The following is a 12,898-nucleotide window of genomic DNA, read 5'->3' as shown; positions in this document are numbered from 1 at the left end:
ACATAACTACGTAATAAAATAATAAAACCGATATACAATGGAAAAGAAATTAAAATCATGGCAAGGATGGCTGTTGTTCGGAGGTTCAATGGTCGTTGTTTTTGTTTTAGGATTATGTGTTTCTGCGTTGATGGAGAGGAGGGCGGAAGTCGCCAGTATCTTTAATAACCGCAAAACTGTCATTAAAGGTATTGAAGCACGCAACGAACTGTTTAAAGATGATTTTCCCCGCGAATATCAGACTTGGACGGAAACGGCAAAGACTGATTTTGAAAGCGAGTTTAATGGCAATGTCGCTGTTGATGCTTTGGAAAAACGTCCGGAAATGGTTATTCTGTGGGCAGGATATGCATTTTCAAAAGACTATTCCACTCCGCGCGGACATATGCATGCTATCGAGGATATTACGGCGTCACTTCGTACCGGTTCTCCTGCAGGTCCGCACGATGGCCCTCAGCCTTCTACTTGCTGGACTTGTAAGAGTCCGGATGTTCCCCGCATGATGGAAGCATTGGGAGTCGATTCTTTCTATAATAACAAATGGGCTGCCTTTGGTGATGAAATCGTGAATCCGATCGGCTGTTCCGACTGCCACGATCCGGAAACAATGAATCTTCATATCAGCCGTCCGGCATTGATTGAAGCTTTCCAGCGTCAGGGAAAAGATATCACAAAAGCTACTCCACAGGAAATGCGTTCATTGGTCTGTGCGCAGTGCCACGTAGAATATTACTTTAAGGGTGACGGTAAATATTTGACTTTCCCGTGGGATAAAGGTTTCACTGTAGAAGACATGGAAGCATATTATGATGAGGCAGGTTTCTATGATTACATTCATAAGTTAAGCCGTACTCCGATCTTGAAAGCCCAGCATCCCGACTATGAAATAGCTCAGATGGGTATTCACGGGCAAAGGGGCGTTTCTTGTGCCGATTGTCATATGCCTTATAAGAGTGAAGGGGGCGTGAAATTCAGTGACCATCACATTCAGAGCCCATTGGCAATGATTGACCGCACCTGTCAGACTTGTCATCGTGAGAGTGAAGAAACATTACGTAACAATGTGTACGAGCGTCAGCGCAAGGCAAATGAAATCCGTAACCGTCTGGAGCAGGAACTGGCAAAGGCGCATATCGAAGCAAAATTTGCCTGGGATAAGGGTGCTACAGAAGATCAGATGAAAGATGTGCTTGCATTGATTCGTCAGGCACAATGGCGTTGGGACTTCGGTGTGGCATCACATGGAGGTTCTTTCCATGCACCGCAGGAGATTCAGAGAATTCTTTCTCATGGTCTGGACCGTGCTATGCAGGCTCGTCTGGCTGTATCCAAAGTTTTAGCGAAGCATGGGTATACGGAAGACGTTCCGATGCCGGACATTTCAACGAAGGCCAAAGCGCAGAAATATATCGGTCTTGATATGGATGCTGAAAGAGCTGCTAAGGAGAAATTCCTGAAAACGACCGTTCCGGCATGGCTGGAGAAGGCAAAGGCAAACGGACGTCTGGCACAAAAGTAAAATAGGGATATATGTGGAGCAAACCGTGGAGTTATAAAGAAGGGCTGGTGATTGGTGCGGGATTACTGGTGATAGGTATTTTGTTGCAAATGGCAGTGGGAGCCATCAACTGGAGCCTGTTTGCCTGTCCGGTCAATGTGATTGTGTTAATGGTTTATATCATTGCGCTGGTAACCATGCACCTTCTTCGTAAACGTGTGTATCTGTTTGGATGGTTGAGCCATTATTCCGCTGCCGTTTCTTCCTTGATATGGGTAGTCGGCATGACGGTGATAATGGGACTTATCCGGCAGGCTCCTTCCGGTCATGCTTCCAATGATATACTGGGATTTTCGCAGATGATTTCGTCCTGGCCTTTCGTCCTGCTTTACTTTTGGATGGTCACTGCATTGGGATTGACTATACTCCGTGCCAGCTTTCCATTCAGGATTGGCAGACTATCCTTTCTTCTCAATCACGTAGGATTGTTCGTGGCATTGATTACGGCTACTTTGGGAAATGCTGATATGCAACGCTTGAAGATGACTACCCGAATGGGAAACGCAGAATGGAGGGCTACCGATGATAAAGGAAAATTGATAGAACTTCCGTTGGCTATCGAACTGAAGGATTTTACGATTGATGAATATCCTCCGAAACTGATGCTGATTGACAATGAAACGGGGGGAGTACTTCCCGAAAAGTCTCCTGTGCATTTCCTGCTTGAAGACGGAGTTTCCGAGGGCAGTCTGCTGGATTGGGACTTGTTTGTCGAACAGTCTATTCCGATGGCTGCTTCCGTAGCTACAGAAGACACACTGAAATTTACAGATTTCCATTCGATGGGAGCGACATATGCAGTGCATCTGAAGGCCGTCAACCGAAAGAACAAACAGACGAAAGAAGGCTGGGTGAGCTGTGGTAGTTTTCTCTTTCCTTATAAGGCGTTGCGTCTCGACTCTCTGACGAGTCTGGTGATGCCGGAACGGGAACCGCAACGTTTTGCTTCGGAAGTAAAAGTCTACACACAGGAAGGAACGATAACGGAGAGTACGATTGAAGTAAATCGTCCGATGGAGATAGCAGGATGGAAAATTTATCAGCTTAGCTATGATGAGTCGAAAGGTCGCTGGAGCGATATCAGTGTCTTTGAGCTGGTTCGCGATCCGTGGTTGCCTGTAGTATATGCAGGGATTATCATGATGATGCTCGGAGCAATTTGTCTGTTTGTCAATGCACAAAAGAGGAAAGAGGAGGACAAGGAATGAGTTGGGAACATTTTATATGGTTTGCGATAGCCGCATTGATTTGCTGGAGCTTGGGCGCGTTTGCTGCCTGGAAAGGAAAGAAGCTGGTATGGGCTTATGGATTTACCTTGTTGGGGCTGGTCATCTTTTTCAGTTTTATCCTCGGTATGTGGATTTCTCTGGAACGTCCTCCGATGCGGACGATGGGAGAGACACGTCTGTGGTATTCTTTCTTCCTTCCATTGGCGGGTTTGATAACGTACGTGCGTTGGAAATATAAATGGATTCTTAGTTTCAGTTGCATTCTCTCACTGGTATTTATCTGTATCAATATCTTTAAACCGGAGATTCACAATAAAACGCTGATGCCTGCTTTGCAAAGTCCGTGGTTTGCCCCTCATGTCATAGTGTATATGTTTGCTTATGCGATGTTGGGAGCTGCGGTGGTCATGGCTGTCTATCTGCTTTGGTTCAAAAAGAAAGATATTGAACGGAAAGAGATGGACTTATGCGATAACCTGACTTATGTGGGCTTGGCATTTATGACATTGGGAATGCTGACGGGAGCTATCTGGGCGAAAGAAGCGTGGGGGCACTACTGGGCTTGGGACCCGAAAGAGACATGGGCGGCAGCTACTTGGTTCTCCTATCTGGTATATATCCATTTCAGGCTGGGCAGACCGTTGAAGAGTCGTCTGGCATTAGTCATTCTGTTAGTATCATTTGTCTTATTACAAATGTGTTGGTATGGAATCAATTACCTTCCATCGGCACAAGGAGTTAGTGTACATACTTATAACTTAAATTGAAATATCAATGAAAACATTTTATTGGTCATTCGTTCTTATGCTATTGCCAAGCATGGCATACACACAAACTACGGAGAAGGAAAATGAATTTTCGATGTCTATGCAAATCAGACCTCGTGCGGAGTATCGAAACGGTGCTATAGTCCCTCGCAATGAAGGGCAGAAGGCTGCATCATTCATTAATAACCGTGCCCGTTTGTCACTGGACTACAAGCGCTCGGACCTTGAAATCAAGATGTCGGCACAGCATGTTGGAGTATGGGGGCAAGATCCGCAGATTGACAAGAATGGTCGCTTTATCTTGAATGAGGCATGGGCAAAGCTGGATTTTGGAAAAGGCTTCTTTGTACAGTTAGGTCGTCAGACGTTAGTTTATGATGATGAACGTATTTTGGGCGGACTGGACTGGAATGTGGCAGGCCGTTATCATGATGCGTTGAAACTGGGATATGCCAATAAGAATAATGAAATACATGCTATTCTGGCTTTCAACCAGAATGATGAAAAAACGGCAGGTGGTACTTATTACAATTCTTCTATTGGTCAGCCTTACAAGAATATGCAGACTGTGTGGTATCACTATAAAGCAGATAAGACTCCGTTCGGGGCTTCTTTACTGTTTATGAATTTAGGGCTGGAGACGGGGAATCAGCTTACACAAGATTCTCACACTCGCTATTTGCAAACGATGGGAACTTATCTTACATATAAAAATAGTGGCTGGAACCTGGATGGTGCTTTCTATTATCAAACAGGTAAAAATAAGAATGCAGAGAGCGTTTCCGCTTTTATGGCAAGTGCTACGGCAGCTTATGCGTTCAATAAGACATGGGGAATGGTTGTAAGTTTTGATTATTTGAGCGGAAATGAAGAAGGTAGTAGTAAATTTAAGGCTTTTGACCCTCTTTATGGGACGCATCATAAATTCTATGGCAGCATGGATTATTTCTACGCTTCTGCATTCAACAAAGGATTTGCTCCCGGATTAATAGATGGTCGTCTTGGGGCTCGTTTCCGTGCATCTGCCAAGGTAGATATGGAACTCAATTATCATTATTTTGCTACTGCTACTGAAGTAGATTTTAAAGAAGATTTGAAGAAGTCACTCGGTTCGGAAGTTGACTATCAGATCAATTGGTCCGTAATGAAAGATGTGAAACTCTCTGCCGGTTATTCTTTTATGCTTGGAACGAAGACGATGGATGCTGTGAAAGGCGGAAATCATAAGAGCTGGCAAGACTGGGGATGGGTATCTGTCAATATCAACCCGAAAGTGTTTTTTACAAAATGGTAATTGAAACCTAGCTAGGATTCAGATTAAACCGTTGATAGAATATAAAAAGTGGCACAGCATTAAATTTAGGCTGTGCCACTTTCTTTTTATTATAAGTATTTCTCCAGCGCCATTTTATTCAGAATCTCGATCTTTTTTCCTTCCATTGTGATCAGTCCTTCCTTGATTATCTTATTGATTTCTTTGGATAAAGCAGGACGTGATACATTCAGGTACTCGGCAAGCTGTGACTGGGTATGCATGATCTCTACAATCAGAGAATCTTTTTTCTTATGTTCGAATAAGTAAACAATAAACCTTTCGCGTACAGTCTTGCGCGACAGAGGTTTCAAACGTGATACGGTACATATATTGCAATTTCCGGCGATGCAAAGAAAATTGTGCAACACCTGCGGGTCCTGACTGATGACTTTAAAAGTGGAATCTTTGGTTGCCATGAGTACCACGCTGTCTTCCAAAGCAGTAAAAGTAGCTGGCAACGTATTGTTTGAATTGAAAAGGTGAGGGGTGGCAAAGGTACGTGGTGCGATGATATACTCAATCATCACTTCGTTCCCCAATCCGTCAATGATATCCGTGCGTAGTTTTCCTTCCAATAACACATATAGTTTGTTGCAAGGTGTACCTTGCGTAACAACTATTTCTTTTTTATCCGCTGCATAGATAACGAAATCCAGTTTATCCAACAGAGATTCCTTAATGTTCAGAGGTAAATCCCGAAATAAAGGGATTTGAAATAATTTTTCTTTATGTGCGTTGGTCAGTTGTATTTTTTTCATTGCATTATGTTGTTCGTATCATGGGCAAAGATATGAATTATATATGGGCAGAGAAAATCTTTTTTTATGTTTGTGCCGCCGAAAGACCGATTATGGATGAGATGAAAAGGATATTGATAAAAAGTAAAAATGGCAGAAAATGTTTGAATCAGTAATTAGGGTACACATCTCTGTAATTTATCTACATTTGCTATATGATAAATTGTCTATTTTTGCAGAGTGAAAAAGCTGATTAATGAAATTCAAAAAATAAAAGTAATAAAGTTATGGCTAAAAAAGTTCTGATTATTTCGTCCAGTCCGCGAAAGGGCGGTAATTCTGATATGCTTTGTGACGAATTTATGAAAGGTGTCCTCGAAACAGGCAATGAAGTAGAAAAGATTTTTCTGAAAGAGAAAGCAATTCATCCTTGTACGGGATGTAGTGTTTGCAGCATGTATGGCAAACCCTGCCCCCAGAAAGATGATGCCGCAGGAATTGTAGAGAAAATGATTGCTACTGATGTCATCGTAATGGCAACACCTGTTTATTTCTATACGATGTGCGGACAGATGAAGATTATGATTGACCGTTGTTGTGCACGTTATACGGAAATAACGAATAAGGAATTTTATTTCATTATTGCAGCGGCGGAGAATGATAAGGGGATGATGGAACGTACGATTGATGGTTTCCGTGGCTTCCTCGATTGTCTGGAAAATCCGCAGGAAAAAGGAGTGATTTATGGAATAGGTGCCTGGAAGGTAGGAGAAATAAAAGATACTCCCTATATGCAGGAAGCCTATGAGATGGGAAAAATGGTGTAAACGTTCGCTTTAGGTAAACATTTCCCGTCATATATAACAACCTTTCAGGATGGTGTCACTATGCTGAGTATATAGTGACGCTATACCTGTAGGATAGTGACACTAAAGCAGTATGATAGTGACACTATAGTAATGGGATAGTGACACTATCTTTTTGTCTGGATTTAATGAGAGAAGTTTAGTTTAACGATTCTGTTACAATAATCTTCTTTCGTTCGATTCCAGCTCCAATAAAGTCTTTTTAGCTACAAGACCACCGGCATATCCGGTTAGTTTATGATCGCTGCCAATCACCCTGTGACAAGGAATAAGTATTGAAATCGAATTTGCTCCATTCGAAGAGGCTACTGCACGGATAGCTTTAGGATTATCCAGTCTCTGTGATAATTGAGCATAAGATATCGTTGTTCCGTAGGGAATGTTTAATAATTCATTCCATACACTCTTTTGAAACTCTGTCCCGATAAGAAGCAGAGGAATATCAAACGTAGTCCTTTGACGGGAAAAATACTCATCTAGCTGACTGATCGTTTGCGTTATCACTTCAGAGTTTTCTATTGCGTACTGAGCATTTAACGCTTTTTGTATTCGTTTATCGATTGCTGCTCTGCGTTCTTCACTCACCACCCAGTCACACATACAGAGCTTGTTCTCGAAAGAACCGAGTATCAATGTCCCGCATGGAGATTGATAGTACTGTATCTGAACTGTATTTGCTTTACCTTTTGTTTCTTTCTCCATTTTGATTCTTTATTTAAAGGGTTTGATATGGATGTAAAAGTAATTATTTGTATTCAAACTACAAAATGAATAATTCGGCAATAGAAGCCTGAAACAAAATCTTTTACCCTTACAGTCGATTTAAATTGATTGATTACTTGTTCTGCCGTAGAATTATTATAATTTTGTAGCAGAACTTTTTATTTCGTATTATTTGATTAAGAACCAAACCACATGAACTATAAAATAACGACTCTTGTAGAAAATTGTGTCTATGGACGTAAATTGCAGGCAGAACATGGGCTTTCCCTCTATATTGAGACACCGGAAAACAGATTACTTTTTGATGCGGGAGCTTCCGATTTATTTATCCGTAACGCTCGTTTGTTACATATCGATCTTCAGAAAGTAGATTATCTGGTATTATCTCACGGGCATAGTGATCATACAGGTGGGCTACGTTATTTTATGGAATTGAATACGAAAGCGACAATTGTCTGTAAACGTGAAGTTTTCTTTCCCAAGTTCAAGGATGAACGTGAAAACGGGATGAAGCATATCCATTCAATCGACCTGTCCCGTTTCTATTTTATTGATGGGCAGACTGAACTGGTTTCCGGAGTATTTCTTCTGCCTGCTGTCGATATTATCAATAGTGAGGATACTCACTTTGAACGATTTTGGGTTCAGAAGGACGATGGTTGTAAAATACCGGATACTTTTCAGGATGAGTTGGTTATGGTGCTGGTTAATTCAGGAGGGCTTGTCGTTTTAAGTGCCTGTTCTCACCGGGGCATTACAAATATATTGCGGACAGTACGAACGGCATTTTCAAAACTTCCCTGCAATCTGCTTTTAGGAGGCTTTCATATTCATAATGCAGAAGAATCCAAATATCAGGTTATTGCTGATTATTTGCACGAATATTTACCTCAAAAGATAGGTGTCTGCCATTGTACGGGAGTAGATAAATATGCTTCTTTTTATAAAGATTTTGGCGACAGGATATTCTATAACTATACAGGAAAACAAATAGAGACAAGTATTTAAGAACAAAATATATAATAATTTGATATGAAGAAACTTATAACTTCTTTAGCGCTGGTACTGACTGCATTATCCAGCTATGCTATTACCCCTTTGTGGATGCGTGATGCACGTATCTCACCGGATGGAAAGGAAATCGTCTTTTGTTATAAAGGCGACATTTACAAAGTCCCCGTTCAAGGGGGAACCGCTACCCAATTAACAACACAAGCTTCTTATGAGGCTAATCCTGTTTGGTCGCCAGATGGTAAACAAATCGCGTTTGCCAGCGACCGGAATGGGAACTTCGATCTCTTTATCATGTCTGCCGATGGAGGAACTGCACGTCGGTTGACTTATCATTCTGCCTCGGAGATTCCTTCGGCTTTCACTCCGGATGGTAAATTTGTACTTTTCTCCGCCTCCATTCAGGACCCTGCGGAAAGTGCCCTTTTTCCTACCGGAGCCATGACGGAATTATATAAAGTTCCGGTTACCGGAGGACGTACCGAACAAGTGCTGGCTACTCCTGCCGAATGGGTTTGCTTTGATAAATCGGGAAAAAACTTCCTTTATCAGGACCGTAAAGGTTTTGAAGATGAATGGAGAAAACACCATACCTCATCTATAACAAGAGACATTTGGCTATACGATGTTTCGACCGGGAAACATGCCAATCTGACCAATCGGGAAGGAGAAGACCGTAATCCGGTATATGCACCGGATGGTAATTCGGTCTATTTTCTAAGTGAGCGCAATGGCGGTTCATTTAATGTATATAACTTTACCCTGAACACTCCGCAGGAAGTGAAAGCCATCACCACTTTCCGCACGCATCCGGTACGTTTCTTGTCAATCAGCGATAAAGGAACTTTGTGCTATACGTATGACGGAGAACTTTATACACAAGACCCCAATGCCCGCCCGAAGAAAGTAAATGTTGATCTTGTGCGTGATGATGAAAAAGAGATTGCTACTCTCAGATTTTCTCAGGGTGCGACTTCTGCTTCTGTGTCTCCGGATGGTAAGCAGGTGGCTTTTATTGTGCGAGGTGATGTTTTTGTAACTTCAACCGATTATGCTACAACCAAGCAAATAACAAATACTCCGGCAAAGGAATCCGGTGTATCTTTTGCTCCCGACAACCGTACACTGGTTTATGCCAGCGAGCGGACCGGCAACTGGCAACTTTATACCGCTAAGATAGCTCGTAAAGAAGAGGCGAATTTCCCTAACGCCACTCTTATTGAAGAGGAAGTATTGCTCCCCTCCAAAACCGTAGAACGTGCTTACCCGCAATACTCTCCGGATGGTAAGGAACTGGCTTTTATCGAAGACCGTAACCGGTTGATGGTACTCGACCTGAAAACCCAAAAAGTACGTCAGGTGACAGACGGTTCTACATGGTACAATACAGGAGGCGGATTCGATTACGAATGGTCGCCCGATGGCAAGTGGTTTACGCTTGAGTTTATCGGCAATCGTCATGATCCCTATTCGGATATCGGTATTGTCAGTGCACAGGGAGGTACTATCACTAATCTGACTAACAGCGGTTATATTAGCGGCTCTCCACGTTGGGTACTGGATGGAAATGCCATTCTGTTCCAGACCGAGCGTTATGGTATGCGTGCCCATGCTTCCTGGGGATCACAACAGGATGTGATGCTGGTATTCTTGAATCAGGATGCTTACGACCGTTACCGTTTGAGTAAAGAGGACTTCGAACTGCTCAAAGAATTTGAAAAGGAGCAGAAGAAAGCAAAGGAGAAAGACGGTGATAAGAAAAAGGACGGAAGTCAGTCTAAAAAAGATAAGGCAGACAAAGAAGGAGATAAGGAGGATACCGAAAAGGACAAGGCAGACAAGAAAGATATTGTTGTAGAACTCAGCGGTATTGAGGACCGTATTGTACGCCTGACTCCTAACTCTTCTGATTTAGGTAGTGCTATTCTTTCCAAAGATGGAGAAAATCTGTATTACTTTTCAGCTTTCGAAGAGGGGTATGACCTTTGGAAAATGAATCTTCGTGAAAAAGGCACGAAGCGTCTCCATAAACTTAATTCCGGCTGGTCATCACTGATGCTGGATAAAAAAGGAGATATCTTCTTGCTGGGAAGCAGAAATATGCAGAAAATGGACGCGAAGTCGGATGCTCTGAAACCTATCAGTTATCAGGCTGAAATGAAAATGGATTTGGCAGCCGAACGTGAGGCGATGTTCGATCATGTATATAAACAGCATCAAAAACGCTTCTATAATCTTAATATGCATGGAGTGGACTGGAATGCCATGACAGCTGCCTATCGTAAATTTCTGCCGCATATTGATAATAACTATGACTTTGCAGAATTATTGAGCGAATGGTTAGGTGAACTGAATGTTTCGCATACCGGAGGACGCTATTCTCCGAGGGGCAATGGAGATGTAACCTCTAATCTGGGCTTATTGTTTGACTGGAATTATCAGGGAAAGGGTATGCAGATTGCTGAAATTGTAGAGAAAGGTCCGTTCGATCATTCCCGTACCAAAGTAAAGGCAGGGTGTATTATAGAAAAAATCAACGGGGAAGAAATAACTCCGGATAAGGACATCACTGATCTTTTGAATAATAAGGCAGGGAAGAAAACACTGGTTTCGCTGTACAACCCGCAGAATAAGGAACGTTGGGAAGAAGTGGTAAAACCTGTCACAAGCGGACAACTTAATGGCTTATTATATAAACGTTGGGTAAAACAACGTGCTGAGGATGTGGAGAAATGGTCTGGCGGTCGTTTGGGATACGTTCATATTCAATCTATGGGAGATGGAAGTTTCCGTACTGTTTACTCGGATATTCTGGGAAAATACAATAACTGTGACGGAATTGTGATCGATACCCGTTTTAACGGAGGCGGTCGTCTGCATGAAGATATTGAAATACTTTTCAGCGGTCAGAAATATTTCACTCAGGTGGTACGCGGACGTGAAGCCTGTGATATGCCAAGTCGTCGTTGGAACAAGCCTTCTATTATGTTGCAGTGTGAAGCCAATTATTCGAATGCGCATGGTACCCCGTGGGTGTACAAGCATCAGAATATTGGAAAACTGGTAGGTATGCCTGTTCCGGGAACTATGACAAGTGTGTCTTGGGAAACTTTGCAGGATCCTTCATTGGTATTTGGGATTCCTATCATCGGTTATCGTCTACCGGATGGCAGTTATCTGGAAAATACTCAGTTGGAACCTGATATCAAGGTTGCCAACAGCCCGGAAACTGTAGTGAAAGGAGAGGACACGCAACTCAAAATGGCTGTGGATGAATTGCTTAAAGAAATAGATAGCCGGAAGAAATAGACATCCTTTCCTCCTTTAGAAAAAATAATTTTAGTCTCACTCTACTCTATTTAAACTTCTTGCAATCAGTGGCATACCGAATGAAGGTGTGTCAAAAGTAACTAAACTCTCCTCCTTCCCGAAGGAGGAGAGTTTAGTTACTTTTGACTTTTGACATACCTACATTGTTTTTTGAGCTGTCTCTCACTTTTTTCCTCAATGCCCGTCCTTCTCGTGACAAAGTACCTTCCATGAGATGCGATTTACCGCTTCTTTGCCTGTCACATACTCTGACTTAGTGTGTTTAACAATAGGTGTTCGTGTTTTATTTCACCGGCATCTTCATTGTTCCACTCGGGTGAACAGTACTTATTACCCGGGTGAACAGTTCAGTTCACTCCAGTGCAATGATCAGTCTACCCGGGTGGAACGATGAAGATGTCGGTGAGATAACACAATGATGTATATAGGATAACGTATGGGATACAGTGACTTAACATACAAACAACAGATGGCTTTAAACAGATATAGCGCACTACATCTAATGTACTCACTGTGATGTATCCAAACATCCCTCGAAGTACCAACTTATTTTTAAGCATTACTATATAGTCAGGCAGATGGAAACGTTGCTGGTAGTGAGCTGGAGAAAACTTATTTCAATACAGGTAATAATTTGTAGAGAGTCTTCCTTGTCATTATTTTCTGATTCAGGAAGCTGACGATATATCCGGTGATGCAGGCGGCGATAAGAGACCCCTCGCGAACACCTTCGATGCATTGCGAAAGCAGGAGAGAGAGTATGACTGCCAGAGTGACCAGCGTAACATCAAAACAGACTTTGAACTTTCCGAACTCTTTGTTATAACGGCGGGAGGCGTATTTTACGAAAGCCTCTGCACTCATCATTGCTACTTTGGGTTTGAGTTCGAGTACGACTCCTATGGATTGTATCATGCATCCTGTGAGTAATAAGGCTATTGATATCCCGTAATTGTCGGGATGCAGATTACTGGTGAGTGCCATATTAAAATCAATGAATGCTGAAAAGATAAAAGAGAACGGCAATTGAAGGAGTATTTCAATGGTGTCCTGTCGGGTCTTATTTTTTCTGATGATCCAGAACTGTCCCAGAATAAGCAGCATATTGATCAGAAACGTACAAGTTCCTAATGATAAAGGGCTGTTCAGGCTTAACACATAATTGATGCTGGATATAGGTGTGGTTCCTAATGCGGAACGTACAATCAACACTATTCCGGCAGCCAGAAAATACAATTCGATAACAAATACCAAATACCTTTTAAAAACGTCTTTCATTCCCATATCTTATCTATCTTATATAATCGTATTGTTCTTCATTCTATAAAGAAGAATATGCAAAGGTCCCGTTTTTTTGTCTGA

The 12,898-nt window shown here is 42.2% G+C and carries 10 protein-coding genes; 7 read left to right on the top strand and 3 right to left on the bottom strand.

Going from position 1 to position 12,898, the window contains the following annotated elements:
* The first annotated feature begins 37 nt into the window (after positions 1-37).
* The 4 genes from nrfA to DW640_RS11710 are packed head-to-tail and all read left to right on the top strand — an operon-like array spanning position 38 to position 4,848.
* A complete protein-coding gene (gene nrfA / locus DW640_RS11725) occupies positions 38-1,519 on the top strand; it encodes an ammonia-forming cytochrome c nitrite reductase (protein WP_113748362.1) in 1,482 nt (493 codons plus the stop codon).
* Between the two features lie 11 nt (positions 1,520-1,530).
* Positions 1,531-2,766: a cytochrome c biogenesis protein ResB gene (locus DW640_RS11720; RefSeq protein ID WP_113748363.1), complete on the top strand. Its 1,236-nt coding sequence runs from the start codon at positions 1,531-1,533 to the stop codon at positions 2,764-2,766.
* Positions 2,763-3,554: a cytochrome c biogenesis protein gene (locus DW640_RS11715; RefSeq protein WP_074856923.1), complete on the top strand. Its 792-nt coding sequence runs from the start codon at positions 2,763-2,765 to the stop codon at positions 3,552-3,554. The genes DW640_RS11720 and DW640_RS11715 overlap by 4 nt, the downstream gene beginning before the upstream one ends.
* Before the next feature lie 7 nt (positions 3,555-3,561).
* Positions 3,562-4,848, top strand: a complete 1,287-nt coding sequence (locus tag DW640_RS11710; protein WP_117578201.1) for an alginate export family protein — start codon at positions 3,562-3,564, stop codon at positions 4,846-4,848.
* Between the two features lie 89 nt (positions 4,849-4,937).
* Here DW640_RS11710 and DW640_RS11705 read toward each other — a convergent pair whose 3' ends face one another.
* Positions 4,938-5,627, bottom strand: a complete 690-nt coding sequence (locus DW640_RS11705; RefSeq protein ID WP_117578199.1) for a Crp/Fnr family transcriptional regulator — start codon at positions 5,625-5,627, stop codon at positions 4,938-4,940.
* Positions 5,628-5,893: 266 nt separating this feature from the next.
* On the opposite strand from DW640_RS11705, the gene DW640_RS11700 reads away from it, so the two are divergent.
* A complete protein-coding gene (locus tag DW640_RS11700) occupies positions 5,894-6,433 on the top strand; it encodes a flavodoxin family protein (RefSeq protein WP_117578197.1) in 540 nt (179 codons plus the stop codon).
* A 195-nt stretch (positions 6,434-6,628) separates the two neighbouring features.
* On the opposite strand, the gene DW640_RS11695 is transcribed toward DW640_RS11700, so the two are convergent.
* Positions 6,629-7,174, bottom strand: a complete 546-nt coding sequence (locus DW640_RS11695; protein WP_117578195.1) for a methylated-DNA--[protein]-cysteine S-methyltransferase — start codon at positions 7,172-7,174, stop codon at positions 6,629-6,631.
* A gap of 213 nt (positions 7,175-7,387) precedes the next feature.
* Here DW640_RS11695 and DW640_RS11690 point away from each other — a divergent pair, with 213 nt between their 5' ends.
* Together DW640_RS11690 and DW640_RS11685 are read left to right on the top strand one after the other, a co-directional pair.
* Positions 7,388-8,203: an MBL fold metallo-hydrolase gene (locus DW640_RS11690; protein ID WP_117578193.1), complete on the top strand. Its 816-nt coding sequence runs from the start codon at positions 7,388-7,390 to the stop codon at positions 8,201-8,203.
* Positions 8,204-8,227: 24 nt separating this feature from the next.
* Positions 8,228-11,515, top strand: coding sequence for a S41 family peptidase (locus tag DW640_RS11685; protein WP_117578191.1), 3,288 nt, complete (start codon positions 8,228-8,230; stop codon positions 11,513-11,515).
* A gap of 633 nt (positions 11,516-12,148) precedes the next feature.
* Here DW640_RS11685 and DW640_RS11680 read toward each other — a convergent pair.
* Entirely contained in the window at positions 12,149-12,820 is a 672-nt protein-coding gene (locus DW640_RS11680; protein ID WP_117578189.1) for a YitT family protein, read from the bottom strand.
* Positions 12,821-12,898: the final 78 nt, after the last annotated feature.

The sequence above is a fragment of the Bacteroides sp. AM23-12 genome (genome assembly GCF_003434395.1).
GTDB classification, from domain to species: Bacteria; Bacteroidota; Bacteroidia; order Bacteroidales; family Bacteroidaceae; genus Bacteroides; species Bacteroides thetaiotaomicron.
This window is presented reverse-complemented; position numbering and strand designations above follow the sequence as displayed.

What these genes read in the sequence shown, in the direction of transcription:
- DW640_RS11715 (WP_074856923.1), top strand. Translation starts at nt 2,763, where the DNA reads ATGAGTTGGGAACATTTTATATGGTTTGCGATAGCCGCATTGATTTGC.
- DW640_RS11685 (WP_117578191.1), top strand. Translation starts at nt 8,228, where the DNA reads ATGAAGAAACTTATAACTTCTTTAGCGCTGGTACTGACTGCATTATCC.
- DW640_RS11720 (WP_113748363.1), top strand. Translation starts at nt 1,531, where the DNA reads ATGTGGAGCAAACCGTGGAGTTATAAAGAAGGGCTGGTGATTGGTGCG.
- DW640_RS11710 (WP_117578201.1), top strand. Translation starts at nt 3,562, where the DNA reads ATGAAAACATTTTATTGGTCATTCGTTCTTATGCTATTGCCAAGCATG.
- DW640_RS11690 (WP_117578193.1), top strand. Translation starts at nt 7,388, where the DNA reads ATGAACTATAAAATAACGACTCTTGTAGAAAATTGTGTCTATGGACGT.
- DW640_RS11680 (WP_117578189.1), bottom strand. Translation starts at nt 12,820, where the DNA reads ATGGGAATGAAAGACGTTTTTAAAAGGTATTTGGTATTTGTTATCGAA.
- DW640_RS11705 (WP_117578199.1), bottom strand. Translation starts at nt 5,627, where the DNA reads ATGAAAAAAATACAACTGACCAACGCACATAAAGAAAAATTATTTCAA.
- DW640_RS11700 (WP_117578197.1), top strand. Translation starts at nt 5,894, where the DNA reads ATGGCTAAAAAAGTTCTGATTATTTCGTCCAGTCCGCGAAAGGGCGGT.
- DW640_RS11695 (WP_117578195.1), bottom strand. Translation starts at nt 7,174, where the DNA reads ATGGAGAAAGAAACAAAAGGTAAAGCAAATACAGTTCAGATACAGTAC.
- nrfA (WP_113748362.1), top strand. Translation starts at nt 38, where the DNA reads ATGGAAAAGAAATTAAAATCATGGCAAGGATGGCTGTTGTTCGGAGGT.